The organism is Microbacterium sp. SL62 (genome assembly GCF_026672635.1).
GTDB classification, from domain to species: domain Bacteria; phylum Actinomycetota; class Actinomycetes; order Actinomycetales; family Microbacteriaceae; genus Microbacterium; species Microbacterium testaceum_A.
Map to the genome: position 1 here is coordinate 3,022,342 of NZ_JAPPRM010000001.1, position 25,997 is coordinate 3,048,338.

At 69.2% G+C, this 25,997-nt stretch carries 22 protein-coding genes and 1 pseudogene; 9 read left to right on the forward strand and 14 right to left on the reverse strand.

All coding sequences use genetic code 11. The annotated features are described in order from the left end of the window. Nucleotides 1–23 precede the first annotated feature (23 nt). On the reverse strand, nt 24–1,361 hold the full coding sequence (locus OVA26_RS14495) for a multidrug effflux MFS transporter (protein ID WP_186316681.1): 1,338 nt from the start codon (nt 1,359–1,361) through the stop codon (nt 24–26). A 231-nt stretch (nt 1,362–1,592) separates the two neighbouring features. Here OVA26_RS14495 and OVA26_RS14500 point away from each other — a divergent pair, with 231 nt between their 5' ends. Together OVA26_RS14500 and OVA26_RS14505 are read left to right on the forward strand one after the other, a co-directional pair. Next, the gene (locus OVA26_RS14500) at nt 1,593–2,300 is read left to right on the forward strand and encodes a DUF3105 domain-containing protein (RefSeq protein ID WP_268104589.1); all 708 of its coding nucleotides are present in this window, start codon (nt 1,593–1,595) and stop codon (nt 2,298–2,300) included. Then, complete coding sequence (locus OVA26_RS14505; protein ID WP_268104590.1) at nt 2,300–2,971, forward strand: DUF305 domain-containing protein; 672 nt, start codon at nt 2,300–2,302, stop codon at nt 2,969–2,971. The genes OVA26_RS14500 and OVA26_RS14505 overlap by 1 nt, the downstream gene beginning before the upstream one ends. A gap of 243 nt (nt 2,972–3,214) precedes the next feature. On the opposite strand, the gene OVA26_RS14510 is transcribed toward OVA26_RS14505, so the two are convergent. The 3 genes from OVA26_RS14510 to OVA26_RS14520 all read right to left on the reverse strand — a co-directional run bounded on the left by OVA26_RS14510 (nt 3,215) and on the right by OVA26_RS14520 (nt 6,999). Then, nucleotides 3,215–4,192 carry a carbohydrate ABC transporter permease gene (locus OVA26_RS14510; RefSeq protein ID WP_056230304.1) on the reverse strand — a complete coding sequence of 326 codons (978 nt, stop codon included), beginning with the start codon at nt 4,190–4,192 and terminating at the stop codon, nt 3,215–3,217. Next, nucleotides 4,189–5,541, reverse strand: coding sequence for a carbohydrate ABC transporter permease (locus OVA26_RS14515; RefSeq protein ID WP_442786063.1), 1,353 nt, complete (start codon nt 5,539–5,541; stop codon nt 4,189–4,191). The genes OVA26_RS14510 and OVA26_RS14515 overlap by 4 nt, the downstream gene beginning before the upstream one ends. A 129-nt stretch (nt 5,542–5,670) precedes the next feature. Further along, nucleotides 5,671–6,999, reverse strand: a complete 1,329-nt coding sequence (locus OVA26_RS14520) for an ABC transporter substrate-binding protein (protein WP_056230307.1) — start codon at nt 6,997–6,999, stop codon at nt 5,671–5,673. A 238-nt stretch (nt 7,000–7,237) separates the two neighbouring features. On the opposite strand from OVA26_RS14520, the gene OVA26_RS14525 reads away from it, so the two are divergent. Continuing rightward, a complete protein-coding gene (locus OVA26_RS14525; RefSeq protein ID WP_056230310.1) occupies nt 7,238–8,248 on the forward strand; it encodes a LacI family DNA-binding transcriptional regulator in 1,011 nt (336 codons plus the stop codon). A 52-nt stretch (nt 8,249–8,300) separates the two neighbouring features. Here the strand turns inward: OVA26_RS14525 and OVA26_RS14530 are convergent, their stop codons facing one another. From OVA26_RS14530 to OVA26_RS14550, 5 genes are all read right to left on the reverse strand, one after another. Further along, nucleotides 8,301–12,974, reverse strand: a complete 4,674-nt coding sequence (locus OVA26_RS14530) for an ExeM/NucH family extracellular endonuclease (RefSeq protein WP_268104592.1) — start codon at nt 12,972–12,974, stop codon at nt 8,301–8,303. Nucleotides 12,975–13,277: 303 nt separating this feature from the next. Continuing rightward, nucleotides 13,278–13,661, reverse strand: coding sequence for a 50S ribosomal protein L7/L12 (gene rplL / locus OVA26_RS14535; protein WP_056230314.1), 384 nt, complete (start codon nt 13,659–13,661; stop codon nt 13,278–13,280). Nucleotides 13,662–13,710: 49 nt separating this feature from the next. Then, nucleotides 13,711–14,199 carry a 50S ribosomal protein L10 gene (gene rplJ, locus OVA26_RS14540; protein WP_056230317.1) on the reverse strand — a complete coding sequence of 163 codons (489 nt, stop codon included), beginning with the start codon at nt 14,197–14,199 and terminating at the stop codon, nt 13,711–13,713. 380 nt (nt 14,200–14,579) lie between these two features. After that, entirely contained in the window at nt 14,580–15,566 is a 987-nt protein-coding gene (locus OVA26_RS14545; protein WP_268104593.1) for a type IV toxin-antitoxin system AbiEi family antitoxin domain-containing protein, read from the reverse strand. 223 nt (nt 15,567–15,789) lie between these two features. Beyond that, the gene (locus OVA26_RS14550; RefSeq protein ID WP_268104594.1) at nt 15,790–16,191 is read right to left on the reverse strand and encodes a hypothetical protein; all 402 of its coding nucleotides are present in this window, start codon (nt 16,189–16,191) and stop codon (nt 15,790–15,792) included. Between the two features lie 102 nt (nt 16,192–16,293). On the opposite strand from OVA26_RS14550, the gene OVA26_RS14555 reads away from it, so the two are divergent. The 4 genes from OVA26_RS14555 (at nt 16,294) to OVA26_RS14570 (ending at nt 20,423) form a co-directional block, all read left to right on the forward strand. Then, the gene (locus OVA26_RS14555) at nt 16,294–16,974 is read left to right on the forward strand and encodes a YqaJ viral recombinase family protein (protein ID WP_268104595.1); all 681 of its coding nucleotides are present in this window, start codon (nt 16,294–16,296) and stop codon (nt 16,972–16,974) included. A gap of 98 nt (nt 16,975–17,072) precedes the next feature. Then, nucleotides 17,073–18,767 (forward strand): MDR family MFS transporter, encoded by a 1,695-nt coding sequence (locus tag OVA26_RS14560; RefSeq protein ID WP_268104596.1) that lies wholly within the window; start codon nt 17,073–17,075, stop codon nt 18,765–18,767. Continuing rightward, nucleotides 18,760–19,233, forward strand: a complete 474-nt coding sequence (locus OVA26_RS14565; protein ID WP_056230333.1) for a MarR family winged helix-turn-helix transcriptional regulator — start codon at nt 18,760–18,762, stop codon at nt 19,231–19,233. The genes OVA26_RS14560 and OVA26_RS14565 overlap by 8 nt, the downstream gene beginning before the upstream one ends. A 170-nt stretch (nt 19,234–19,403) precedes the next feature. Continuing rightward, nucleotides 19,404–20,423, forward strand: coding sequence for an NADP-dependent oxidoreductase (locus tag OVA26_RS14570; RefSeq protein WP_268104598.1), 1,020 nt, complete (start codon nt 19,404–19,406; stop codon nt 20,421–20,423). A gap of 2 nt (nt 20,424–20,425) precedes the next feature. Here OVA26_RS14570 and OVA26_RS14575 read toward each other — a convergent pair whose 3' ends face one another. After that, nucleotides 20,426–21,310, reverse strand: coding sequence for a LysR family transcriptional regulator ArgP (locus tag OVA26_RS14575; RefSeq protein WP_268104599.1), 885 nt, complete (start codon nt 21,308–21,310; stop codon nt 20,426–20,428). A gap of 69 nt (nt 21,311–21,379) precedes the next feature. Here OVA26_RS14575 and OVA26_RS14580 point away from each other — a divergent pair, with 69 nt between their 5' ends. Together OVA26_RS14580 and OVA26_RS14585 are read left to right on the forward strand one after the other, a co-directional pair. After that, the gene (locus OVA26_RS14580; RefSeq protein ID WP_268104600.1) at nt 21,380–22,045 is read left to right on the forward strand and encodes a LysE/ArgO family amino acid transporter; all 666 of its coding nucleotides are present in this window, start codon (nt 21,380–21,382) and stop codon (nt 22,043–22,045) included. Between the two features lie 55 nt (nt 22,046–22,100). Beyond that, nucleotides 22,101–22,376, forward strand: a complete 276-nt coding sequence (locus OVA26_RS14585) for an acylphosphatase (RefSeq protein WP_268104601.1) — start codon at nt 22,101–22,103, stop codon at nt 22,374–22,376. Nucleotide 22,377: 1 nt separating this feature from the next. Here OVA26_RS14585 and OVA26_RS14590 read toward each other — a convergent pair. The 4 genes and pseudogenes from OVA26_RS14590 to OVA26_RS14605 all read right to left on the reverse strand — a co-directional run bounded on the left by OVA26_RS14590 (nt 22,378) and on the right by OVA26_RS14605 (nt 25,799). Beyond that, a pseudogene (locus OVA26_RS14590) lies at nt 22,378–23,422 on the reverse strand (NAD(P)H-dependent flavin oxidoreductase). A gap of 29 nt (nt 23,423–23,451) precedes the next feature. Further along, a complete protein-coding gene (locus OVA26_RS14595; RefSeq protein WP_326493373.1) occupies nt 23,452–24,255 on the reverse strand; it encodes an amino acid ABC transporter ATP-binding protein in 804 nt (267 codons plus the stop codon). Further along, entirely contained in the window at nt 24,242–24,907 is a 666-nt protein-coding gene (locus OVA26_RS14600; RefSeq protein WP_268104602.1) for an amino acid ABC transporter permease, read from the reverse strand. Before OVA26_RS14600 ends, OVA26_RS14595 begins: the two co-directional genes overlap by 14 nt. Nucleotides 24,908–24,995: 88 nt before the next feature. Continuing rightward, nucleotides 24,996–25,799, reverse strand: coding sequence for an amino acid ABC transporter substrate-binding protein (locus OVA26_RS14605; RefSeq protein WP_056230359.1), 804 nt, complete (start codon nt 25,797–25,799; stop codon nt 24,996–24,998). Nucleotides 25,800–25,997: the final 198 nt, after the last annotated feature.

The window sequence follows — 25,997 nt, forward strand, 5'->3', positions numbered from 1 at the left end:
ACCCGGCCGGGCCGCCGCGGCGATCAGGGCGCGAGACGCTCGACCGTGCGCGGACGCACCAGGATCCACAGCGACAGCACGCCGATGACGGCGCAGCCCAGCATCACCGAGGCCATGGTCGTGGCCGTGATGCCCGAACCGGTGGCGAGCAGGCCCACCAGCGGAGAGATGATGCCGGCCACACCGAAGTTCGCCGCGCCGATGATCGACTGCGCGGTCCCCGCGGCCTTGCCGTGACGATCGAGCGCGAGCACCTGAGCGCACGGGAAGGTGAAACCGCACGCGGTCATGAAGAAGAAGAGGGGCACGATGGTTCCCCACAGCCCGAGGCCGAGCTGGTCGGTCAGCACGATCGCGCCGCCGGCGAGCACGAGGACCGCCGTCGACACGGCGAGAACCCACTGCGGCCCGAAGCGGGCGGCGAGGCGCGAAGCCACCTGCACACCCACGACGACGCCGATCGAGTTGGCCGCGAACAGCACGCCGTATCCCTGCGCGCTGAACTGATAGGTCACCTGGAAGAGGAACGAGGATGCCGACAGGTACGAGAACAGCCCGCTGAAGGTCATCGCCCCGATGATGAGCACGCCGATGAAGACGCGGTCGCGGAAGACGCTCGCGTAGCGCTGCCAGACGGTGGTGGCGCCGGGACCCCCGCGGCGGGCGGGCGGGAGCGTCTCGGGCACGAACAGGATCGCCGAGACGAGCATGACGGCGCCGTACACGGCCAGCACCACGAAGATGCCGCGCCAATTCATCACGAGCAGAAGGGCCGAGCCGGCGAGTGGTGCGAGCACGGGCGCCACCCCCGACACCATCGCCATGCGCGACAGCATGACCACGAGGCGGCGGCCACCGAACAGGTCGCGGATGATCGCGGCGGCCACGACTCCACCGGCGGCCGCGCCCGCGCCCATCAGCACGCGGGCGATCGAGAGGGTCTCGAGAGTGGGCGCCGAGGCCGCGAAGATGCTCGCGGCCACGTGCAGCGCCGTGACCGAGAGCAACGGCAGGCGGCGGCCGACCTTGTCGCTGAGCGGTCCCACGATGAGCTGCCCCAGCGCGAAGCCGATCATCGTGCCGGTCAGCGTGAGCTGGATCGCGGCCGCCGTCGTCTGGAAGTCGGCCTCGAGCACGGGGAACGCGGGCAGGTACAGGTCGATCGTGAACGGGCCCAGGGCGGTGAGCGCGCCGAGCACGAGGATGTACAGGAAGCGCCGCGATGCCGGGATGGCGTCGCCCGGGTGCAGCACGATCGGCGCCGTGGCGGGGTTCTTGCCGATCGCGCGGATCGCGCCGGTGTTCGTCTGCGGGGGGCGGGACGACGAGGGGATGACGGGGTGGGAGGCAGTATCGAGCACGCGTCTGGTTTCGTTTCGCAACACGGACAGCCCGACGGAATCGGGCTGAGAAAAGAGGGGGATCGTCGAACCTCGAATCGATTCGACATCGTCATACTACCGTGACCACCCGCACCCCACCATCCCGGGCTCGCGGGTTCCTCCCAGGCCATCGGCCCATTCACCCGCATAGGCTGGGGGCGTCGGCGGATGCCGATGTGTCCCGCCCCGAAGAGAGACAGAACACAGCGCATGACCTCCCCCTCCGACAAACGAGCCAGCGGCAACCCGGCCAAGCAGGCCCAGATCGACCTCACGGTCAAGCAGCAGCGTGAGCAGAAGCGCCAGGAGAAGCTGGCCGAGTACCAGAAGCAGGTCGCGAAGCGTAAGCGCGGCAAGCTCGTGTGGTGGGTCGTGGGTTCTACGGCCGCCGTCGCGGTAATCGGCCTCGTCATCGCCTCGTTCGCCTTCGCCCCCGCTCCCCCGACCAGCTACCAGGCCGGCAACAGCACGGGCCGCGAGATCAGCGGCGTCGAGACGTTCCAGAACCGCTCCGACCACGTGCAGGGCGCGGTGACGTACGAGCAGAACCCGCCCGCCGGCGGACCGCACAACCCGATCTGGCTCAACTGCGGCGTCTACACGCAGCCCCAGCAGAACGAGAACGCGGTGCACTCGATGGAGCACGGCGCCGTGTGGATCACCTACGACCCCGCGCGGGTCGACCAGGCCGGCATCGACGCCCTCAAGGCTGTCATGCCCTCGAGCTACGCCCTGCTCTCGCCCTACCCCGACATGGACACCCCCATCGCGGTCAGCGCGTGGAACCACCAGCTCACACTCGACGACCCGAACGACCCGCGCATCACGGAGTTCTTCACGGAGTACTGGCGCAGCCAGAACGCCCCCGAGCCGAACGCCGCGTGCTCGGGCGCCCTCGACGGTCCGGGCAAGGCCTGATGAGCGACGACGCCCCGGTCGCGCGTCCCGCGGTCCGCTGGGTCGTCGTCGCCCTCGTCGCGGTCGCCGTGATCGCCGTCGCCTTCGCGATCGGACGCTTCACGGCGTTCGGCGCGACGGCGGCGCCCCCGCACCCGGGCGAGAACTCGGCCGAAGCCGGCTTCGCCCGCGACATGCAGGTGCACCATACACAGGCCGTGCTCATGGCGATGGAGATCTACCGCAAGACCGACGACGACGAGCTCCGCACGCTCTCGTACGACATCGCCACCGCCCAATCGGGCCAGCGCGGCGAGATGTACGGATGGCTCGTGCAGTGGGGCCTCCCCCAGTCCTCGAGTCAGCCGCTCATGACGTGGATGGAGAAGTCCGGCGAGCACAGCCACGGAGACACCGCGGCGCTCACGCAGGAGCAGCTGCTCTCCGAGATGGGCATGGCCACCGACGCCCAGCTCGACGAGCTGCGCAGCGATCAGGGGCGCCCCGCGGACTGCCTGTTCCTCGAGCTGATGATCCGCCACCACCAGGGCGCCATCCCCATGGCTCAGGCCGTCATCGAGCTCGGCTCCGACGCGCGTGTGAAAGAGGTCGCCGGCGCGATCGTGACCGGCCAGTCGGCCGAGCTCGACGCCATGCGCGACATCCAGTCGCGCCTCTCCTGCAGCGCCTGACGCGAACGCTCCCCCGCCACACGGCATCCGCCCCCTCTGGCCCCCACGCATAACGCCACCCGCGACGAAGAACCCGTCATACGCGCGGATCGCGTTCATCCGCGGGCTCGCTCTGTGGGCCGCGGGGTCCGTGTCGGCGCACAGCGCCCCGGAATCTGAGCGGCGGCGGGCGCCGCGCCCCGCCGGGAACGCCGAGGGGCGCGGCGCCCTTCCGGATGCCGCGCCCCTCGGGTCGTGACGGGCTCAGCCCTTCGTGGCACCCGCCAGCAGGCCGCGCACGAAGAAGCGCTGCAGGAGGAAGAACACGATCAGCGGAACCAGGATCGAGATGAACGTTCCCGCCGACTGGAGGAACCACTGGTCGCCCCAGGTACCCGACAGCGAGTTGAGCGATTGGGTGAGGGGCAACGATGACGATGGCGCGAAGATCGTCGCCACCAGCAGGTCGTTCCACACCCAGATGAACTCGAGCACCGCGAACGAGGCGAGCGCGGGAGCCGCGAGCGGCAGGATGAGGCGGAAGAAGATCTGCCCGTGGCCGGCTCCGTCGACACGAGCGGCCTCGATCACCTCGGCCGGGATCTCGGCGATGAAGTTGTGCAGCAGGAAGATGGCCAGCGGCATCGCGAAGATCACGTGCGCGATCCACACGGTCGCGAAGCTGTGCTCCACGCCGCGCAGGTCGAAGCCCGGGAAGATCGTGACTTCGTTGATCGTCAGACCGCGCGAGAACAGGCTCAGCAGGGGCACGAGGGCCATCTGCAGCGGCACGATCTGCAGCGCGAAGATGAAGATGAAGAAGAAGTTGCGGCCCTTGAAATCGATCCACGCGAACGCGTACGCGATGAGCGACGCGACCGCGAGGGCGAACAGCACCACCGGGATCGTGATCGCCAACGAGTTCAGGAACGACTGCGCGAGCGTGAGCGCGGTCCCTCCCGACGTCAGCGCGAGGCGGTAGTTCTCCAGGGTGAACGACGGGTCGGTGAAGACCGTCCACCACCCCGACGACTGGGTGTCGGAACCCGGGCGGAACGAGGTGACGAAGAGGCCGAAGGTCGGGATCGTCCAGAAGAAGGCGATCACGACGGCCGCGATCGTCGCGCCCTTCGAGGTGAGGCGCTTGCGCGCCATCGCCTCGTGCTTGCGCGTGTCGCGTGCCACCTGGCGGGCGGAGCGGGTGTCGGTGGTGGGTTCGATCACCACGGTCGAGGTGGTCATCGCACTTCCCTCTGCTTCCGGATCTGGCGCACGTTGAAGATGATCAGCGGCAGCACGAAGATGAACAGCACCACGGCCAGCGCCGCGGAGTGCCCGTAGCTCTGGAAACGCTGCTGCTGATTGACCATCTCGAAGGCGAGGACGGTCGAGTCGTTACGCCCACCGGTCATGACGGCGACGATGTCGTAGATCTTCAGGGCGCCGATGGCGATGGTGGTCAGCACGACGATCAGCGAGGACCGGATGCCGGGGACGGTGACGTTGATGAAACGCTCCCAGGCGCTCGCCCCGTCGAGTTCGGCGGCTTCGTTCTGCTCCGGCGGAACCGCCTTGATGGCGGCCGAGAGGATGACCATCGCCAGGCCCGTCTGACTCCAGATGAAGACGACGACGAGCAGGAGGGTGTTGATCAGGGGCGACGCGGCCAGCCACGAGACCGGCTGACCGCCGAAGGCCGTGACGATCGCGTTCAAGACGCCGATCTGGTCGCCCTGGCGGAAGTCGTAGACGAACTTCCAGATGATGCCGGCCCCGACGAACGAGATCGCGAAGGGCATGAAGATGAGCACCTTCAGGTACTTCTCGCCCGCCGCGCGGTCGATGAAGACCGCGTAGGCCAGTCCGATCGCGGTGGCGATGGTGGGAGCCAGCAGCACCCAGATGAGGGTGTTGATGACAGACCAGAAGCCCTCGGGGTTCGTGAAGGTCCAGATGTAGTTCTCGAGACCGACGAAGTTGTCACCGGTCTTGTCGAAGAACGACTGGAAGAAGGTGGTGATCGCCGGGTAGACCAGGCCGAGCAGCAGCAGGATCGAGGCGGGGGCCGCGAACAGGATCAGCTGGAACAGGTAGCCCGCGCCCTGGCGCGAGCGGTAGTCGGCGTAGAAGAGGATCGCCCCGAGGAGGATCGCGATGCCGAGGACGTAGATGACGGCGTTCTGGTACGGGCGCAGCAGCATGAACGCGAGCATCGGGATGCCGAAGCAGGCGATGAGCCGCAGCCAGAAGTAGCCCTTGCCGGAGCGGGGCGCGTACTCGATGAGCAGCAGCAGGAGCCCGACGACCGCGCCGAACGCGACCACGACGAGCGGGATCTGGACGAGGGGGCTGAGGCCACCAAGCCAGATGAAGAAGCTGTTGAGGCTGAAGCCGATGGTGGTCGGCTTGGTGTCGGCGGGGGCCCGCGTCACCATGAAGAGGAAGAGCGCCACCGCGAGGATGAGCCCTACGAGGACCACGAGCATGGTGGTCCGATTGCGTGCGCCGGAGCCGCGCGTCTGCCGCTCGGCTCGTCCGCCCGGCGGAGGTGACGCCGTCGGCGCCTTCTCCGCGTTCTTGATATCGGTCATGACGTCCCTCCCGAACACGCCTTCGTGCTCATCGTTGAGTGCCCGTGTGGTGCGTGCGGGCGGATTAGAAGTATGGACCCGGATGGGCCGCCCGCGTGGCGGGCGGCCCATCGGTGGTGCAGCGGGCGGTTAGTTGTTATAACCGGTCTGGATGTCGCTCAGCACCTGGTCGGTCGGCGTACCGTCGATCCAGCTGACCATGCCCTTCCAGAACGAGCCCGAGCCGACGGTCGCCGGCATGAGGTCCGACGCGTCGAAACGCAGCGTGGTGTTCGGGTCCTGGACGACCTTCATGGCCTCCTGCAGGAACTCGCTCGAGGCGAGCGAGGGGTCGGCGCCCTTGTTGGCCGAGATCACGCCGCCGAGCTTGACGCGGGCGTTGGCGAAGTCGGGGGTCGACATGAACTCGGCGACCTTCTGGACGTTCGCGTCGTCCGAGAACGTGGTGACGAACTCGCCGCCACCCTCGACCGCCAGCTTGCCCTCGGTCACGCCGGGGAGCAGGAAGGCGTAGACGTCACCGTCGGGTGCGACCTTGACGTCGCCGCCCGAGGCGTTCTTGACCGTGAGGAAGTTGGACGACAGGAACGACGCCTGGTGGGTCATCGGGCAACTGCCGTCGGCGACCTTGGCGGCCACGTCGGCGAAGGCGACCGAGTTGATGCTCTTGACGTCACCGAAGCCGGCGTTGACGTACGACGGGTTCAGGAGGATCTTGCCGGTGGCCTCGAAGGCCTCCTTGATCGGTGCGTCGGTGAACTTGACCTCGTTGGCGACCCACTGGTCGTAGACGTCGGGGCCGGACTGACGCAGGACCATGTCCTCGATCCAGTCGGTGCCGGGCCAGCCCGAGGCGTCACCCGAGGCGAAGCCCGCGCACCACGGAGCGGCGCCGGTCTTCTGCTGGATGGTCGCCGTGAGGGTCATCAGCTGGTCGAGCGTCTTGGGGACCTCGACGCCCCACTCCTTGAACTTCGCCGGCGAGTACCAGACGTAGCCCTTGAGGTTGGCGAGCATGGGTGCGGCGTAGAACGTTCCGTCTTCGCTGCCGTAGGACTTCCAGTCCTCGCCCCAGTACTGGTCGACGTTCGACGACACGGTGTCGGACGCCTTCTTCACGTCGCCCGTGCCGATGAGGGTCTTGAGCAGACCCGGCTGGGGGACGATCGCGATGTCGGGGGCGTCGCCACCGGTCACCTTGGTGACGATGTTGCCCTCGAAGCTCTTGTCGCCGGTGTAGACGACCTTGATGCCGGTGTCCTTGGTGAACTGGTCGAACGACTGGTTCAGCAGGTCGGCCTCGCTACCGGTGATGCCGCCGGAGATGCGGACGGTCGTCTCGCCTCCGGAACCGCTCGTGCCGCCGCTGTCGCCTTCGGCGCAGCCCGCGAGAGCGATCGCACCGACCGCCAACAGCCCGACGGGCGCCAGCAGGCGGTACCGCTGTGACATACCCATGTGGTCTCTCCTCTTTGAGTGTCTTGGTGCACCGGATCCCGTCGGGAACCGATTCCAGGCAACCGTAGAGCCAATCCACAAGACTTGCAACCGGCCGCAGGTCACGAACGGATAACTAGCGGAAAGACGCGGAAACTCACCGGCATACCGGGCCGGGACCGGTTCCACTTTGGGTGATTCTCGGATACTCTTTTCGACGTCGACACGGACGTCGACGCATCACGAGGAAGATCACGGCATGAGCGGAATCGCCGATGTGGCACGCCTGGCCGGCGTGTCCAAGTCGACGGCAAGCCGCGCTCTCACGGGCGGCGGCTATGTCTCCGACCTCACTCGTCAACGCGTCACCGACGCCGCGGCATCCCTCGGCTACGTCCCCTCCACGAGCGCGGTGAGCCTCGCGACGGGGCGCACCCGCACGATCGCCCTGATCGTGCCGAAGGTGAACCGCTGGTACTTCGGGTCCATCGTCGAAGGGGTCGAACGCACCCTCATCCCCCTCGGCTACGACGTCACCCTCTACGTGGCGGAGCCGGGATCCAACGACCGCGAGAGCCTGTACTCCACGTACCTGGCCCGCAAGCGGTTCGACGGCATCATCGCCGTCGCCCTCGAGCCGGACGACGCCGACCTCGAACGCCTCGCGAACATCGGCAAGCCGGTGGTGAGCATCGGCAACGCCCTCAGCGGTGTGCCCACCCTCGGTCTCGACAACATCGCGATCACGCGCATCATCACGCAGCACCTCATCGCACTCGGACACACCGACATCGCCTTCGTCGGCAGTACCCCCCGCAGCGACGCTCCCGCCAAGGACGTCGACGAGCGCTCGATCGGATACCGGAACGCGATGAACGACCACGATCTGGCCGTCCGCATCCGCAGCGTGCCCTCCACCCTCACGATCACCGACGCGTACGCGGCCGCCGCCTCGTTCCTGGCCGACGCGGCCTCGCGTCCCACCGGCGTGGTCGCCGCCTGCGACGAGGTCGCGATCGGCGTGATCATCGCCGCGCGGCGGATGGGAATCTCGGTCCCCACCGAGCTCAGCGTCGTCGGGATCGACGGTCACGACTACGCCGAGATGTTCTCCCTCACCACGATCGAGCAGTTCCCGCAGGCGCAGGGTGTCGAGGCGACCCGCCTGCTCCTGTCGATGATCGAGGGGACCGGCGAACCGGCCTGGCGGACCGAGGCCGAGACCCGGCTCGTCGTCCGCGCCTCCACCGCTCCCCCGCGCGTGTCCTGAAAAGACGGGACCCCGGATGCCGTGGCATCCGGGGTCCCGTTTCTCTCACTGATCAGTCAGCGCGACGCGTGGCCCGTCGGCGGGCTACGAGGCCGAGCCCCAGCAGCGCGAGCGCGGCGAGCACGCCCGCACCCATCCACGTCGTGTCGGCGCCCGTCGTCGGCAGCGAGCCGGACGCCGAGCCCTGACCGGACCCGTTCTGTCCCTGGCCCGCGCCCGCACCGGGGGTGCCCGCACCGTCACCGGCTGCGGTCACCTGCACGGGCACCACCACGGCGGTCCCGGTGGGCTGCGCGGTCAGGCGCAGCTGCAGGGTCCCGACGGCGTCCGCGGGCACGCCCACGGTGACGGTCGCCGAGCCGTCGACCACCGCGACGCTGGTCGCTGCGGGCGCGGCGAGCGCCGCGATCCGCGCCGACGGGGCGGCGAGGGCCATCGTCCGGGCCGTCGCGCGGGGCGACACCGTCTCGGCGCCGAACGAGGCGTCGAGCGTCGTGTTCGCCGGCGCGCCGAGCGAGGTGAGGTCGAGGTTCGACACGGTCACCGTGAGATCGGTCCCCGGTGCCGCGGCGCGGGCACCCGACACCTGCACGCCGCGCGCGGTGAAGTCGGGGGTCAGTCCCGGGCTCTCGCTCAGGTACTGGATCCACGCGTCGCGGTCGATGAGACCGGAGTCGCGCGTGTCGGTTCCCTTCGCGAAGACCGAGAAGCTGTCTCCTCCGCCGAGCAGGAAGTTGAACGAGCCCACGCGGTACCCCTTCGCCGGGTCGACGGGGACGCCGTCGATCCAGACTCCGGTGATGCGCTGCCCCGCGGGGAGCGCCGCGTCGTAGGTGTAGCGGAGGTTCTCCGAAACACCGAGCGACAGGTTCGCGTTGTCGGCGCGCTTCGAGAAGTCGCCCCACTGCTGCTCGAGGACCTGACGCACCTGATCCCCGGTGAGGGTCGTGGTCCACAGGTTGTTCAGGAAGGGCAGGACCGCGTTCGCCTCGGCGAGCGTGATCACACCGCCGTCGGTCCCGTAGAGCAGCTCGTCGCGCAGGCCGCCCGCGTTGACGAACGAGATCTCGGCACCGCCTCGGTCGGCGTCGTCCAGCGAGTCCAGCAGCGCGTCGGCCACGAGCCCGCCGAGAGCCGACTGCTTCGTCCGGTCGCCGCGCGTGCCACCGGTGTAGACGCCGTCGACGTACGCGCCGCCGCTGAAGGCCGTGGTGATGTCGGCGCTGACCGAACCCACCTGCTTCTGTCCGACCACGTCGGCTTCGGCACGGGCCGCCTTCACGATCCCGTCCACCTTCGCGACACGAGGGTAAGTGCGGACGAGTTCCGCGTCGAGAGCCGCGTTGACGGCCGCGTCCTTGCCTCCGAGGCGCGCGACGTTCCGCGCGGTGTGATTGACCACGTCGCCCTGCGCATCGACGTCGAGCACGATCTGACCGACGTTCTCGCCGTAGTTGCCCGTCTGGACGATCGGGCGCGTGCCCTCACGGCCCGGGATCGGCGCGTCCCACGCGTACAGCTGGTGCGTGTGGCCGGTGAAGATGGCATCCACCTCGGGAGAGGTCTCGTTCACGATCTTCGCGAACGGTCCCCCGGCGGCGACGGCCTGCTCGAGAGTCGTCGTGGCCTGACCGGCACCGGAGCCCTCGTGGTACTGGGCGACGATCACGTCGACCTGGTCGTCGATCTCGGCGACGACGCGGTTCACCTCGGCGACGGGCTCGCGGAACTCGATCCCCTGGATGCCGCTGGGCGTGACCAGCGTCGGGGTCGACTCCGTGATGGCTCCGATGACGCCGACGCGCACACCGTCGACCTCGAAGATCGCGTACTCCTGCAGCAGAGGCTTGCCGTCCGTGAAGACGTTCGCGGCCAGGTACGGGAAGTCGGCGAGACCGTCGACACGACCGGTGAGGTCGTTCGCGCCCTTGTCGAACTCGTGGTTCCCCGCGGCCGAGGCCCTGAGGTCGAGTGCGTTCAGCACGTCGATGGTCGGCTTGTCACCGAAGTACGACGAGGCGAACACCGAGGCGCCGATGTTGTCGCCGTTGGAGATGAACAGCGAGTTCTTCTCGCCGTACTGCGCGCGAACCTGCTCGACGGTCCCGGCGAACCGGACGGTGTTGGCGTCGATCCGACCGTGGAAATCGTTGATGCCGACCAGGTTCACCTGGGTCGTCGGAGACAGGTCGAGACCCACGATGACCGGGTCGTGATCGCTGGAGCGGTACGGCGTCGTGTCGTAGAAGTTCAGCGCGTTGTAGTTGTAGCGGCTGTACTCCAGGGCCAGGGCCTCGACGGCGTTGATGTTCCAGATGTCGGCGCCCGTCACCAGCTCGCGCGCAGAGGGCGAGGCCAGCACGTGATCGAGCGAACCCGACTGACCGCTGAACGAGTACGAGTACTTTCCGGTGCCCGCCTCGAGCGGCTCGAAGCCGAAGTCGCGCAGCTTCTGGATCGGGTCTTCCTGCGAGTACGAGTTGAAGTCGCCGAGCAAGAAGACGTCGTCGGTGCCGACCGCGGCCGAGCGGGTTTTCGCGAAGTTCCCGAGGGCCTCCGCCTGACGCACCCGATCGCCGTTGAACGCACCCTGGATGCCGTTGGCGTTGTCGCCCGTCGCCTTGGGGTCGCTGTCGCCCTTCGACTTGAAGTGGTTCACGATCGCCAGGATCTTGGCATCCGGGAACGCGACCGGGGCGAACGCCTGCGCGAGCGGTTGGCGTGCGTTGCGGAAGGCGGCGTCGTCGAGGATGACGCTGTCGCCGACGGGAGCGGCCACGCCCTTCTTGTAGATGAAGGCCGTGCGGATCACGTCCTCGGTCGCGGGCAGGGCCGCGGGCGAGGGGACGAAGGCCCACTGCTCCGAACCGAGCGCGGCGTTGAGGGCACCGACCAGGGTGGACAGCGCCGCGTCGCGGTTCTTGCCGAACTTCGCGGAGTTCTCGATCTCTTCGAGCGAGACGACGTCGGCACCGAGACCGTTGATGGCGGCGACGATCTTGTCCTGCTGGCGCGTGAGGTTCTCGTCGTTCGCGGCGCCGCGAGGGCCGGGAGCGGGGCACGTGTTCGCCGTGACCGGGTTGCCCGCGCGGTCCTTGTACACCGAGGTGCAGTTGACGCTCGCGGCGGTGGTGGTGAAGTAGTTCAGGACGTTGAAGCTCGAGATCTTCAGATCGCCGCCGACCGGCGCGGGTGCCGTGGTGCGGGTGTTCGCGAAGGTCGCCGGCTGCACGTCCTTCGCGTTGTCCACCGTGAGCTGCTGCGTCGGCTGGAACTTCCAGGTGTTGTTGCGGTAGTCGAGGATGACCGGCTTCGTGAACGTCGTCGCAGCGCCCACGCGCACGGGCTTCGTCAGCGACACGTACGGCAGGGGGATGCCCTTGTTGGCGTCGTTCAGGAAGTTGATCGACGCACCGTCGTCGAGGACGACGCCGCGGGCGGCGTTGTCGGCGACGGCTCCGTCGTAATCGAGGGTGCCCGGCCGCGCGACGTCGGTGGGGGTGCGCAGCGGCATGGTGCCGGCAGCGAGGCCGACCTCGGCGTACTGGTTGGTCGAGTACGAGTTCGTGACGGTGAAGTCGCCCTGCGGCGCGAGGAGCATGCCCTCGAAGCGCTCGCGCTCCTCGTCGGTCTTCGGCCACAAGATCTTGGCGGGCTGCACGGCGGCGGCCTGCTCGGTGAGCACGCTCACCCCCGCGGGCTCGGCGGAGATCTGCGTCTGGCCCGAGAACTCGTTAGCGGTTCCCGTCACCTCGACGTGCTGACCGATCGCGACCGTGGCGGTCGCGGCCGAGCCGTAGACGAAGATCGCGTCGGATGCCGTGTGCGTCTTCGGATCGATCTCGCCACCGGTACCCGGGGTCTGGATGAAGAAGCCGTTGTAGCCGCCGGTCGGGTACGCGGCGGTCACGATGCCGCGCGTGGTGACGGTCTGGCCGGCGAGCGGCGTGGTGGCTCCGGTGCCCTGGATCTCGCTGATCGGGACGACCGCGCCCGGCGTGACCGGGGGCGTCTGTGTCACCGAGGCGGACGGCGAGGGCGACGGCGATGCCGAGCCCGACGGGTCGGGGGTGGGCGTGGTCCGGCCGGAGCCCTGCGGCGTGACCGTCGTGGTGTTGGTGAAGTCCTTCGAGTTGTCGTTGGTGTCGACGAAATCGGTGCGGACGAGAGCGTTGGGCTTGCTGTTGGCCCCGTCGACGATCGCGGGAGCCGTCTCGAACGAGATGCCGTTGCCATATCCGAGGAAGTCGACGACTTGAGCGTCCGCGACGGAGCCCGACGGAACGGCTAGGGGTTCGGGCACGTTGGCGAGGAAGAGCTGACCGGAGGTGCCCCCCGGGTTGAGCGTGCTCGTCAGGTCGGTGGCGGGAAGAGCCGCGCCGGCTGGGGGCGTTCCGTTGCCCGGCAAGCCGATCAGATAGTAGCCGCCGGCATCGATCGAGCCGCTGAGCCGCTGCGTATTCGCTGCGGTGGGAACGGAGGAGCTCGACTCGGAGCGGTACTGGAGCGACCACCCGCTCAGGTCCTGCGCGGTGTCGCCCGCGTTGTACAGCTCGACGAACTTCTGGTTGAAGAAGGCGCCGGCGCTCCCGCCCTTCAGGTAGGCCTCGTTGATCACCACCTTCGAGCCGACGGCGGCCGAAGCCGGGAGCGGCACGATCGCTGAGCCGAAGAGGGCGACGCCGAGGGCGGCGCTCAGTGCGGTGGTGAAACGGCGTGCGGACACGCGCGAAGCATCGGAAGGCATGGGTCTCCAAGTACCGGCGCGCGCAAGGCGACGTCGGCGGTGGGGGAATCGACGGGGGGTCTCAACGACCGTAAACGATCCCCATACCCTTTTCCCAGACTTCTTTATTTCGATCAGGTGAACATCGGTGTCTCGTCGCATGAAACCGGGTCTCACACCCGTCCGGTCGCCGGGCCCCCGATCGGCCGACCGCTCCCGACGCTCACGAGAAACGACGAAGGCCCGGATGCCATGGCATCCGGGCCTTCGTTTATCGCGATGAAGCGACCGCTCGAAGCGAGATTACTTCAGGGTCACCGTGGCGCCGGCAGCCTCGAGGGCCTCCTTGGCCTTCTCGGCGGCTTCCTTGTTCGCGCCCTCGAGCACGGCCTTGGGAGCACCATCGACGACAGCCTTGGCCTCGCCGAGGCCGAGCGAGGTGAGCTCGCGGACCGTCTTGATGACCTGGATCTTCTTGTCGCCGGCAGCCTCGAGGATGACGTCGAACGAGTCCTTCTCTTCCTCGGCCTCTGCGGCGCCCGCGCCACCGGCAGCGCCGGCAACGGCGACCGGAGCGGCAGCGGTGACGTCGAACTTCTCCTCGAACGCCTTCACGAACTCGCTGAGCTCGACAAGGGTCAGACCAGCGAACTGGTCGAGCAGCTCGTCAGTGGTGAGCTTCGCCATGATGTTTCTCCTAATAGGTGGGGTTTGTGGGGTGAAGACCGTGCGGGGCTCAGGCAGCCTCGGCGGTCTCCAGCTTCTCGCGGAGGGCGTCGATGGTGGCCGCAGCCTTGCCCATCGTCGCCTTCATCATGCCCGCGGCCTTTGCCAGCAGAACCTCGCGGCTCTCCAGGGAGGCGTACTTGTCGACCTCGGCGGCGCTGAGGGCGTTGCCCTCGAAGACGCCGCCCTTGATCACGAGAAGCGGGTTCGCCTTGGCGAAGTCACGCAAAGCCTTAGCGGTGGCGACGAAGTCACCGTGCACGAACGCCACGGCCGACGGACCCTTGAGGTCGTCGTCGAGCGCCGTGATCCCCGCGTTGTTCGCGGCGATCTTGGTCAGCGTGTTCTTCACCACGGCGTAGTCCGCGTCCTGACGGATGTTGTTGCGCAGCTGCTTGAGCTGGGCAACCGTCAGACCGCGGTACTCGGTCAGCAGGACGGCGTTCGAGTTCTCGAAGTTCTTCGTGAGCTCGGCGACCGATGCATCCTTCTGCGCCATGGTCACTCCTTGATGGGTACGAGGCGCTCCGCGATGACGGGGCGCCAGCCGAAGACACCGGGGTCTGGACAAAAAGAAGAGCTCCGGCGCAGGCGCACGGAGCTCGGGAGAGATTCGTTTACCTGCGTAGGTCCCCTGCTTTTCAGCAGACGCTTCGATCGACGTGCGAGCACGACGATGACCGACGGTCTTTGGCTTGAACCCCACTGTACCCGATCCCCCACGCCCTCGCCACTCCGCGCCCCTCGCCGCCCGCCCGTGACGGCACCCGAGCGTCGGGACCGCACCCGATCGTCGAGGCCGCACCCGTTCGCCCGCAAACGAATGCACCTTCGTCAGACGAGTGCGTCCTGACGGCGGCGTCGCCGACCGCCGGGGAGTCACCGCGGCGGATGCACACCGAAAGCGGACAGGCGCGCAGCAAGCGTCTCCGGTGTCGCGATGTCCGCGAAGCCCCCGCGGCACAGCCGCCATTGCGTGACGCCCCGGATCCAGTCTTCGCGCCGCTTCTCGTCGAGCACCACGTCCTCGATCGAGCGCCCCTGCCTCATCGCGACGTCGCGGTACTTCACCTCTCCGTCGAACTCCCAGAATGTGCGGACCTGACGCAGCCCGATATCGACGAAGTAGTCCGAACCTCGCGGCCCGGCGACGGCCACCTGCAGATCGAGGTCACGGAAGCCGAGCCGGTACAACTGGAGACGACTCACGCTCTCTCCGGGCAGCTCCGCACGACCGTCGGCGAACTCGACGACCCAGCTCGCGTCACGCACACCCCGTTGCCCCCGCGCGCGGGCGACCCGCTCCCGCAGGCGCTCACGCCAGTCGTCCTGCACATCGGCACGAAACCGCCGGCGTTCCACCGCGAAGCGACGAAGAGCCCCGTCGACACACGACAGGGCCATCTCACGCGTCTCGGTCCGAGAGACGTCGAACACCGTCCGCTGGATCGAGGTGCACCGGATGCCGTCGACCTCGACGACGTCGTCCTCGCTCAGAGCATCCGTGTGCCGGCGGACGTATGACCCGCTGGGCGGGTGCGCAGAGCGGGGGACCACCATCTGCACGCGCTGCTCCCGGAATCGGTACAGCGGAAGACCATGGAGCACCGCAGCGGAAAGGTGGGAGACGACGCCCTCCGCACCGCGTGCCCTGTCGAGCGCCGCCAGCACGGCGAGGCGATGGCGGTCGACGGGCCGCGCAGATGCCCACTCGTCGCGCGCGACGTACACGCCGGGTTGAATGCGCGTCCACGCCGCCCGGTCGCCGCCCGTCTTCAGTTCCGCTTCCGACACTCCACGATCGCGCAGTTCGGCGCGCGTGAACAGGGACCGTCGCGCGACGACGACCTTCGACTCCACAGGCATCCGCCCACCCTGCCCTCCTCGACGATCCCTCCGGGCGCGCTCTCCACAGGCCCGTCCCTGTGCAGGAGCGGCGCACGCCACCGAAGACGCATTCGATTACCCAGGACGCACCCGTTGAGGGACGAAGCGGTACGTCGTCGGCAGACGAATGCGTCCTCGGCGACCGCTTGCCGGCGGCGGCGGCGGCCCGGCGACGGCGACGACACCCCAGCGGGGCGCCGGGTCAGGAGACGCGGGGCTCGGGCAGCAGGGCGCGGGTCATGCGCACGATGCGCGAGGGCGTGCGGGCGCCGAGCCACACCGTGCAGAGGGGGGCGTCTCCGCAGGCCCACTCGGCGCACCACGCGTGGATCGCCTGTGCCAGCCGCTCGCCGCGCGGGCGCAGTTCGCCGTCGAGCGTCCGGTCCAGCCAGCTCACCCGGCCGGCCCCGGTGTCGAACGGTCCAATCTCCGCCGTGCCGCACACCTCGACCAGCACTGTCGCGTGCACATGGGGCGACAGCGCCGCGGCGATCCGACGCATCTCGGCGACGTTCCGGGCGTCGCCGCCGAGCAGGACGGCCCCCTCCAGGTCGCGCCAGAGTCCCCCGTCGGGGCGGCGCAGAGAGGACGATTCCGAACCCATGCAGACAACTTAGGTCACCCTTACCTGTCGCACAAGACCCCGGATGCCGACGCGCCGCGCCTCGCATGCGCTCCACGGGCGAGCGGGGTTAGGGTCGAACGCATGTCCCCCGAGCTCGTCGCATCGCGTAGCGCCGACCTCGACGCCCGCATCGTCGCGGACTCGCGCGATCGCGTCGCCTGGATCCGCGCGCGCAGCCGGGGCATCACCGCGACCGACGTCGCCACGCTGACCAGCCCCAACGCCATCGCACGGGCAGCGGATGCCAAGCTCATGGGCTCGAACTTCTCGGGCAACGCCTTCACGGCTCACGGTCGGCGTCGCGAGCCCGAGATCGCCGCGTGGGTGGCGGCGACCCACGGCATCCGCCCCTCCTCCGCGCTGTATCACGCGGTCGTCGAGAAGCGTCATCTCGCAACCCCCGACGGTGTCGTCGTCGACGGCGAGGGCCGCATCGTGCTCGCCGAGATCAAGACGACGAACAAGGCGTGGCGCTCGATCCCGAAGACCTACATGCGTCAGATCTGGTGGCAGCAGCACGTGCTGGGCGCCGAGCGCACCCTCGTCGCCTGGGAGCAGCACGACGGCTTCGTCCCCCTGCACGACGAACCGCGGTGCCAGTGGATCGATCGAGACGACCGCGAGATCGCCAAGCTCGTGGGCCTCGCGACCTCGCTCATCGACGAGCTCTACCGCCGCACGATGGAGGCGCGCCGGCCGCGCCCCGAACCGGCCCGTCCGGAGCCCACGGAGAGGTATCGCGCTCTCGCTCTCCTCGATTAATGGTTGACGCAAGTCAATCATTAGGCGTATCGTTGACATCAGTCAACTAATCGCGCCATCGTCGTCGCGGCATCCGTCCCCTTTCGTGGAGCTCCCGCATGACAACCTCTTCTCTCGAGGCGCCCGCCCAGCGGCGCGTCCTCCCGGCCCTCATTGGCCTGCTGCTCGGCACCTTCGTGTCGATGCTCGCCTCGACCGTCGTCTCGACGTCGCTGCCGGTCATCGTGCACGACCTGTCGGGCGACCAGAACGCGTACACCTGGGTCATCACCGCGACCCTGCTCACGACCGCGATCTCCACCCCGATCTGGGGCAAGCTCGCCGACCTGTTCAACCGCAAGGTCCTCATTCAGATCGCCATCGCGATCTTCGTGCTCGCCACCGCGGCCGCCGGCTTCTCGCAGAACACCGACATGCTGATCGGCTTCCGCGCGGTGCAGGGTCTCGGCGCCGGCGGACTCGCCGCCCTCAGCCAGGTGATCATGGCCGACATCATCAGCCCGCGCGAGCGCGGCCGGTACATGGGCCTCTTCGGCGCGGTGATGGCCGTCGCCACGGTCGGTGGCCCCCTGCTCGGCGGTGTCATCACCGACGCCTTCGGATGGCGCTGGAACTTCTTCGTCGCCCTCCCCTTCGCCGTCGCCGCCCTGCTGATCCAGCAGCGCACGCTGCACCTGCCCGCCCGTGCCGCCCGCACGGTCAAGATCGACTACCTCGGCATCGTGCTGCTCTCGGCCGCCGTGTCGCTGCTGCTCATCTGGGTCACCAACGCCGGCAGCACCTTCGAGTGGGCCAGCACCGAGACCGTCCTCATGGTCGGCGGGGCCGTCGTGGCCGCGATCCTCTTCGTGGTCGTCGAGCTGCGCTCCTCCGAGCCCCTCGTGCCGCTGACGCTGTTCCGCGACGCCACCTTCACCCTCGCCACGATCGCGTCGATCGCGACGGGCCTGGCGATGTTCGGCACCTCGGTGTTCCTCAGCCAGTACATGCAGATGGCACGTGGCGCCACGCCCACCGAGGCCGGCGTGATGACCATCCCCATGATCGGCGGCCTGCTCATCTCGTCGATCGTCGTCGGTGCGCTCATCTCGCGCTTCGGCCACTGGAAGCCGTTCCTCATCGCCGGCGGCGTGCTGCTGATCGCCGGCACGTTCCTGCTGTCGACCATCCACTACGACACCAACTTCGCCCTCGTCTCGCTCTACATGGCCCTGCTGGGCGCCGGTGTCGGCATGACGATGCAGAACCTCGTGCTCATCGTGCAGAACACCGCCAACCCGTCGCAGATGGGTGCCGCGAGCTCGGGCGTGACGTTCTTCCGCAGCCTCGGCGGCACGATCGGCGTCTCGGTGATGGGTGCGGCCCTGGCGAGCATGGCGACGAGCCTGTTCACCGACCGCGCCGCCGACCTGAAGGCCGCCATCGTGGCCCTCGGCGCCGACGGAGCCGCGGTCGCGCAGAACCTGCAGTCGGGAGCCATCCCCCAGGTCTCGGCTCTCCCCGAGGGGGTGCGCGTCATCGTCGAGGACATCTACGCCCAGTCGATCGCGCACTCGTTCCTCATCGCGGTGCCCGTCGCGGTGGTGAGCCTCATCGCGATCCTGTTCCTGCCGAACCGCCCCCTGACCCGCATGACGACCACCGAGCGCGTCGCCGCGAGCGAGGCCGACTTCGCCACCGTGTCCGTCCCCGAGGCCATGGCGACGCTCTCCGCCACCGGCACCATCCCGACACAGGATGCCGGCTCCCCGCGCCGTGCACGCCGTGAGGCCGAGATGGGAGAGGATGGCTGACGTGACGAGCGATAAGGACGACGAGCGCCGCGAGGCCGTACAGGCCCTGGAATCGTCGTTCTCCGAGCTCATGACCGTGTTCCGCCGCTTCGTCTCCGAGGCGGCGGAACGCGTGAGCCCGGGAATGCTGCCGGCGACGTTCAAGGCCCTCTCGGTCGTCAGCCGCTTCGGTCCGCTCACCCTCTCGGCCCTGGCCGAGCGCCTGGCCGCCGACAAGGGGTTCCTCAGCCGCTCGATCACCGAGCTCGAAGACCTCGGCCTCGTCACCCGCACGCCGGACCCCACCGATCGCCGCTCGCGGCTCATCGCCGTCACCGAGGTCGGCCACGCGCGCCTCGCGGAAGCTCGCGCCCCTCACGAGAGTCGCTTGTTCGACGCGATCGCCGACTGGACGATCGACGACATCCGCCACCTCTCCACGCTGCTGCACGCTCTCGCCGTCGGCGAAGTTCCCGTCCGCGACTGACCGCGCCCGCGGCTTCACTGTTGCGCACGGGACGACGGGGATGGATGCCGCGGACTCGGGCTTCGCGACACGGTGACCGAGGCGTAACGCCGCCGAGACAATCCCGGGGTTGACTGTGGGGAACCGCGGCGAGGTCGCCGCGGAGCGACCGCAGCGAGAGAGAGCGCCCGATGAGATTCCGATCGACGCGTCCCGAGACCGCCCTCCAGCCCGTCCCCCCGGTGCCCGAGACGATGCGTGCGGTGGTCCTCGACGCCCCGGGCGCGGCCGACGCCCTCCGCATGGCGGAGGTCGCCGTGCCCGTTCCGGTGCTCAGCGAGGTGCTGGTCCGGGTGGTCGCCGCCGGGATCAATCCCATCGACGCGAAGACCCGCGCCGGGCGCGGTCTGTCCGGGGCGATCTCGTCGTGGCCCGCCGTCCTGGGTCTCGACGTGAGCGGCGTGGTCGTGCGGGCACCGTTCGACGCGCACCCCTTCCCCGTCGGCACCGAGGTCTACGGCATGGCCACCGTGCCGCGCACGAGCGGGTCGTACGCCGAGTACGTCGTGGTGCCCACCCTCTCGCTCGCGCGCAAACCGGCGTCGCTCTCGCACGTCGAGGCCGCCGGGGTTCCGGTGGCCGCGCTCACCGCGTGGGGCATCGTCGTCGAGACGGCCCTCGCGCACCAGGGCCAGCGCATCCTCGTGCACGCGGGAAGCGGCGGTGTCGGCCACTTCGCGGTGCAGTTCGCCGCCTATTTCGGGGCTCACGTGATCGCGACGGGTTCCCCGCGCAACCTGGACTGGCTTCGAGAGCTCGGGGCCGCCGAGGTGATCGATTACACCTCCGTACGGTTCGAAGAGGTCGTCGACGACGTCGACGTCGTGATCGACCTGATCGGCAACGTCTCCGACGACACGGGGACGCGGTCCCTCGAGGTGGTGCGCCCGGGCGGACTCCTCATCGAGGTGCCCACCGGAGCCTGGCCCGGCTTCCGCGAGGCGGCCGCGGAGCGCGGCATCCGCTCCACCGATTACAAAACGATCCCCGACGGCGGGGCTCTCGCCACGATCACCCGCCTCCTCGATTCCGGTGCGGTGCGCGTGTACGTCGAGCACGTCTTCGAACTCGACGACGCCGCCGCGGCGCACACCGAGCTCGAACGCGGGCACACCCGCGGCAAGATCGTACTCAGCGTCAGCGACGACTGACCTCAGCCCGCGAGCATCCGGCGCCCCTCGTCGACCACCTCGTCGGCCACCTCGTCGAGCAGAGGCGAGGTGAGGTTCCACTGCTGCCAGTAGAGCGGGACGTCGATCGGGTCGTCGCCGAGTCGCACGAGCTCGCCCGCGCTCAGCGCCGCGTCGGATTGGAATCCGGGAAGCAGTCCCCACCCGAGTCCCAGCTGGACGGCCGTCGCGAAATCCTGGGATGCCGGGACCCGGTGCCGGGGCGGGGCCGCCGCGGGGACCCCGCGGCGCGCGAGCCACTGCGTCTGCAGGTCGTCGCGCCGGTCGAAGTCGACCACGGGGGCGGCACTCAGGGCCGTGACGTCGACGCCGGATGCGAACCATCTCGCGGCGAACGAGGTGGTGGCCACCGCCTCGTACCTCAGCACCCCGAGCGGACGCACACGGCACCCGGCGACGGGGGCCTCGCGCGAGGTCACCGCGGCCATCACCGTCCCCGACTCGAGCAGCCCCGCCGTGAAGTCCTGATCGTCGCGGTGGAGGTCGAAGACGACGGCGCGCCGCTCCGCCACGCGCGCCAGCGGCGGGAGGAACCAGGTCGCGAGCGAGTCGGCGTTGACGGCGAGGGGCACGGATGCCACCGCCCCACCCTCGGCGCCGATCGCGGCGAGGGCATCGTGCTCGAGCAGGGCGAGCTGTCGGGCCAGGCGCACGACCGCGTCGCCGGCCTCGGTGGTGCGCACGGGCTTGCTGCGCACGAGGACCACCCGCCCAAGCTGGCCCTCGAGAGCCCGCACGCGTTGGCTCACGGCCGAGGGGGTGACGTGCAGGCGTCGGGCTGCGGCATCCAGGGTCCCCTCTTCGACCACGATCGCGAGGGTGCGGGCGAGATCGAGGGGAATCGACATGAAGGAATGCTAATGCTCCTGAAGAATCCTGAGCTGGCCTACGGCACATCAGCCCCCTAGCGTCGAGACGTGCTCACTCCTCTGCTCGCCGGCCTCGGCCTCGGCTTCTCGCTCATCATCGCCATCGGCGCGCAGAACCTCTTCGTCCTCCGACAGGGCATCCGCCGCGAGCATCTGCTCGCCGTCGTCGCCGTCTGCGCGGTCTCGGACGCGGTTCTGATCCTGCTGGGGGTTTCGGGCATCGGCCTGGTGCTGAACGCCGTGCCGTGGCTCATCGTCGTCGTGCGATGGGCGGGGGCGGCGTTCCTTCTCGGGTACGGCCTCCTCGCCGCCCGGCGCGCCCTGCGCCCCAGCGGCGCGACACTGCACCTCGACGCCGGCGCCCCGGCATCCCCTCCGGCTCGGGATGCCGGGAACACGACAGTACGCACGCGCCCGGCGCGAACGACCCTCGCCACCGCCGTGCTCACTTGCCTCGCCCTGACCTGGCTCAATCCGCACGTCTACCTCGACACGGTGTTCCTGCTCGGATCGGTCGCCTCGACGCACGGCGACGGACGCTGGGCCTTCGCGGCGGGTGCGTGCGCGGCGAGCCTCGTGTGGTTCTCGGCGCTCGGCTACGGGGCCCGGTACCTCGGCCGCTGGCTCGACACTCCCCGCGCGTGGCGCGTCCTCGACGGCGTCATCGCCGTGGTGATGTGCGCGATCGCCGTCTCGCTCGTGCTCCCCCACTGAGACCGCTGAGACCGCTCGCTCGGCGGATCGGCCGCCGCTCGGGGAGAATGGGCCGATGCGAACGGCGACGATGACGGTGAGCGGCCGCGTCCAGGGTGTCGGCTTCCGGTACTCCCTCCGGGCAGAGGCCGAGCGGCTCGGTGTCGGCGGGTGGGTGCGCAATCGCCGCGACGGCTCGGTCGAGGCGTTCCTCGCCGGAGACCCCGACGCCGTCGAGACGGTGATCGCCTGGGCGCACGACGGACCGGCCGGAGCCCGCGTCGACGACGTCGACGTGATCGAGGGCACCGGGGAGTCGGCATCCGGATTCGAGATCCGCCCCACGGCCTGAGTCAGCCGGGCAGGCCCGCCCGCAGTTCGTCGATGACGTCCGCGGCGTCGTCCAAACGGGACAGACCCGCCGACTGCCCCGCCCACCAGCGATACGAGATCGCCGTCACCGCGCGCCGTCGCCGCGGCGCGGAACACCCCGGTGAGCCAGTTCTGCGCCGGGAAGGGGGCGATCAGGCCCGAGGCCTCGATCTCGCGCATGGCACGGTTCGGGATGCCACGCGCCAGCCGCCCGCTCATGGCGCGCGTGAGCACCGTGTCGGTGTCGGCCGCCGCCGAGATCGCCTCGCGGTGCGCCGCGGTGGCCGCCGACTGACGGGTGCGCAGGAACGCGGTCCCGACCTGCACGCCTTCCGCCCCGAGCGCGAAGGCCGCTGCCACCCCGCGACGATCGGCGATCCCGCCCGCCGCGATCACGGGGATGTCCACGGCGTCGACGACCTGCGGCACGAGAGCGAACGTGCCGACGAGTGACGACGACGCCCCCCGCAGGAACGACACCCGGTGTCCTCCCGCCTCCGAACCCGTCGCGACGACGGCATCGACACCCGCCGCCTCGAGGGCGACGGCTTCGGCGACCGTGGTCGCGGTGCCGATCACGCGGATCCCGCGCTCCCTCGCGGCGTCGAGGGTGTCGGCATCCGGAATCCCGAAGACGACGCTCAGCACGTCCGGACGCGCCTCGAGGACCGCGTCGAGCTGCGCGGCGATCGGCGGGAGGAAGGATGCCGGGGGTTCCGGCACCTCGACCCCGGCTGCGGCGAACAGGGGTGCCGCGGCGTCGAGGAACGGCCGCACGTCCAGGTCGGCGGGACCCACCTCGTCACCGCGCGGGAGCCACAGGTTGACCGCGACGGGACGCGGCGTAGCCGCTCGCAGCTGCGCCACGGTCTCGCGGATGCGACCGGGCGCATACCCGTAGAGGCCGTATGAGCCGAGCCCTCCCCCGTCGCTCACCGCCGCCGTCAGCGCGATCGACGACAGCCCGCCGAAGGGACCGAGGACGAGAGGGAGATCGATGCCGAGCAGGGTCTCGAGGCGGCTCATGCCTCGACGCTACTCCGCCCGACAGGAGGTCACGCGTGATCGGCGTCCGAGGGGTCGGGCCCGTCGAGGGGACGCAGCAGCCGGTTGAGGAAGCGCTGCGTGCGCTCCTTCTTCGGCTGGCGCAGGAGCTCCGACGGAGCACCGCGCTCGACGATGACCCCCTCGTCGAAGAACAGGACCTCGTCGGCGACCTCGCGGGCGAAGCCGAGTTCGTGGGTGACGATGACCATCGTCCACCCCTCGTTCGCGAGTTCGCGCAGGACGGTGAGGACCTCGCCCACGAGCTCGGGGTCGAGGGCGCTCGTCGGCTCGTCGAACAGCAGCAGAGAGGGCTGCAGGGCCAGAGCGCGCACGATGCCCACGCGCTGCTGCTGGCCACCGGACAGCTCGGACGGATACGCGTCGCGCTTCTCCGACAGACCCACGCGCGCCAGCAGCGTCTCGGCGCGGGCGATCGCCTCGGCCTTGGGCACGCCGTGCGCCTGGATGGGGCCCTCGATGACGTTCTGGATGACCGTCAGATGGGGAAAGAGGTTGTGGTGCTGGAAGACCATCGCCGAGCGATCGCGCAGGGCGGTGCGGTCGCTCTTGGACACCTTGCGCGAGAAGTCCACGACCGGTCCCCCGTCGAACGCCACCACACCGGCATCCGGGGTCTCGAGGCCGTTCAGGCAGCGCAGGACCGTGGTCTTTCCCGAGCCCGAGGGCCCGATCAGGACGAGCACGTCGCCGCGGCGGACCTCGAGGTCAACGCCGTCCAACACGCGGTTCGTGCCGAAGCTCTTCTGCAGGCCCGAGACGGCGAGCAGCGGGGCAGTGTCAGTGGGAGACATGGCGGTCCAGCCTCTTTTCCAGGGCGTTCTGCCCGAACGACAACACCAGGCAGAACAACCAGTAGATCAGCGCGGCTTCGAGGTACACCGCCATGAACTCGTACGAGAAGGCCGCGATGGCCTGCGCCTGGCGGAAGAGCTCGGTGACGAGGATGAGGGATGCCAGCGAGCTGTCCTTCACGAGCGAGATGAACGTGTTCGACAGGGGCGGCACCGACACGCGAGCGGCCTGCGGGAGGATGATGCGCGTCAGCGTCTTGCGCGGCGAGAGCCCCACCGTGTGCGCCGCCTCCCACTGCCCGCGCGGGACCGACAGGATCGCGGCGCGGATCACCTCGGCCGCGTACCCGCCGACGTTCAGCGAGAAGGCGATGACGGCTGCGGGGAAGGGATCGATCGTGAGGCCGAGCGAGGGAAGACCGTAGAAGATCACGAACAGCTGCACCAGCAGGGGCGTGCCGCGGATGATCGAGATGTAGAACCGGGCGACGCCCGACAGCACCGCGTTCCGCGACAGCCGCAGCAGCGCCATCGCCAGCGCGATCACGAGACCGATCGCGAACGAGGCCAGGGACAGCGGGATCGTGCCCGTGATCCCGGCCAGAACCATCGGCCAGAACGAGTCGACGAGCAGGGTCCAGATGTCGTTCATGGGCCTCCTTCCTCACGCGCGAGCGGATCATCCGCCTCCCACGCTACGGCGGGAAGGCGGATGATCCGCGGGGGTTTACTCCGAGGGGTTACTTCGTGACATCGGCCCCGAAGTACTTGTCGCTGATCGACGCGAGGGTGCCGTCGGCGCGCAGTTCGTCGAGTGCACCGTCGACGGCATCCGCCAGCTTGTCCTGACCCTTCTTGAACGCGAAGGCGCTCTCGGAGGAGTCCTCCGTGGTCGCCGCGATCTTCAGGCCCGTGGGGCTGTTCGTCTTCTCGTAGTCGAGGTAGGTCAGCTGGTCGTTGACCGTGGCGTCCACGCGACCCTGCTTGAGCAGGGCGACCGCCTGGGCCCAGCCCTCGACGGCCTCGACCTGGGCGCCGCTCGAGGTGGCGAGTTCGTACCAGTTGCTCGTGAGCGACTGGGCGGTGGTCTTGCCCGACAGATCGGCGAAGCTCGAGATGGCGCTGTCGCTGTCGGTGGTCACGATGACACCCCGCGAGACGGTGTACGGCGAGCTGAAGGTGTACTTCTCCTGGCGCTCGGGGTTGATCGAGACCTGGTTGGCGATGACGTCGAAGCGACCGGCGTCCAGGCCCGCGAAGATCGCGTCCCACTGGGTCTCCTGGAACTTCACCTGCAGGCCGAGCTTGTCGGCGACCGCCTTCGCGATCTCGACGTCGAAGCCCGTCAGCTCCCCCGCGCCCTCGTGGTACGAGAAGGGACGGTAGGTCCCCTCGGTGGCCACGGTCAGCGTGCCGCCCGAGACGAGGCCGAGGTCTGCTCCCGCGTCGGGGTTCGCTGCGGTGGAGCCGCCACTGCAGGCGGTCAGAGCGAGGGCGCTCAGACCCAGGGTGGCGGCGAGGACGGTCAGACGGCGACGGGGCATGGCTGTTCCAGACGTGTGTGATGTGGGGACCGCGCGGTGCGGGCGCGGGAGTGTCGGCGCGAAGCGCGCCCTCCAGCACAACACGATCGGGCGCACGGACCTTCCCGCATGACGCCGTGTTGCACGATCGTGCAGGCGCGGCGCCCCTCGGACACGCGAAAACCCCGCCGGCACAGGGCACGGCGGGGTTTTCGGTGA

Coding starts and splice junctions, on each gene's coding strand:
- OVA26_RS14500 (WP_268104589.1), top strand. CDS start 1,593: ATGACCTCCCCCTCCGACAAACGAGCCAGCGGCAACCCGGCCAAGCAG.
- OVA26_RS14505 (WP_268104590.1), top strand. CDS start 2,300: ATGAGCGACGACGCCCCGGTCGCGCGTCCCGCGGTCCGCTGGGTCGTC.
- OVA26_RS14510 (WP_056230304.1), bottom strand. CDS start 4,192: ATGACCACCTCGACCGTGGTGATCGAACCCACCACCGACACCCGCTCC.
- OVA26_RS14515 (WP_442786063.1), bottom strand. CDS start 5,541: ATGACCGATATCAAGAACGCGGAGAAGGCGCCGACGGCGTCACCTCCG.
- OVA26_RS14520 (WP_056230307.1), bottom strand. CDS start 6,999: ATGGGTATGTCACAGCGGTACCGCCTGCTGGCGCCCGTCGGGCTGTTG.
- OVA26_RS14525 (WP_056230310.1), top strand. CDS start 7,238: ATGAGCGGAATCGCCGATGTGGCACGCCTGGCCGGCGTGTCCAAGTCG.
- rplL (WP_056230314.1), bottom strand. CDS start 13,661: ATGGCGAAGCTCACCACTGACGAGCTGCTCGACCAGTTCGCTGGTCTG.
- rplJ (WP_056230317.1), bottom strand. CDS start 14,199: ATGGCGCAGAAGGATGCATCGGTCGCCGAGCTCACGAAGAACTTCGAG.
- OVA26_RS14545 (WP_268104593.1), bottom strand. CDS start 15,566: ATGCCTGTGGAGTCGAAGGTCGTCGTCGCGCGACGGTCCCTGTTCACG.
- OVA26_RS14550 (WP_268104594.1), bottom strand. CDS start 16,191: ATGGGTTCGGAATCGTCCTCTCTGCGCCGCCCCGACGGGGGACTCTGG.
- OVA26_RS14555 (WP_268104595.1), top strand. CDS start 16,294: ATGTCCCCCGAGCTCGTCGCATCGCGTAGCGCCGACCTCGACGCCCGC.
- OVA26_RS14560 (WP_268104596.1), top strand. CDS start 17,073: ATGACAACCTCTTCTCTCGAGGCGCCCGCCCAGCGGCGCGTCCTCCCG.
- OVA26_RS14565 (WP_056230333.1), top strand. CDS start 18,760: ATGGCTGACGTGACGAGCGATAAGGACGACGAGCGCCGCGAGGCCGTA.
- OVA26_RS14570 (WP_268104598.1), top strand. CDS start 19,404: ATGAGATTCCGATCGACGCGTCCCGAGACCGCCCTCCAGCCCGTCCCC.
- OVA26_RS14575 (WP_268104599.1), bottom strand. CDS start 21,310: ATGTCGATTCCCCTCGATCTCGCCCGCACCCTCGCGATCGTGGTCGAA.
- OVA26_RS14585 (WP_268104601.1), top strand. CDS start 22,101: ATGCGAACGGCGACGATGACGGTGAGCGGCCGCGTCCAGGGTGTCGGC.
- OVA26_RS14595 (WP_326493373.1), bottom strand. CDS start 24,255: ATGTCTCCCACTGACACTGCCCCGCTGCTCGCCGTCTCGGGCCTGCAG.
- OVA26_RS14600 (WP_268104602.1), bottom strand. CDS start 24,907: ATGAACGACATCTGGACCCTGCTCGTCGACTCGTTCTGGCCGATGGTT.
- OVA26_RS14605 (WP_056230359.1), bottom strand. CDS start 25,799: ATGCCCCGTCGCCGTCTGACCGTCCTCGCCGCCACCCTGGGTCTGAGC.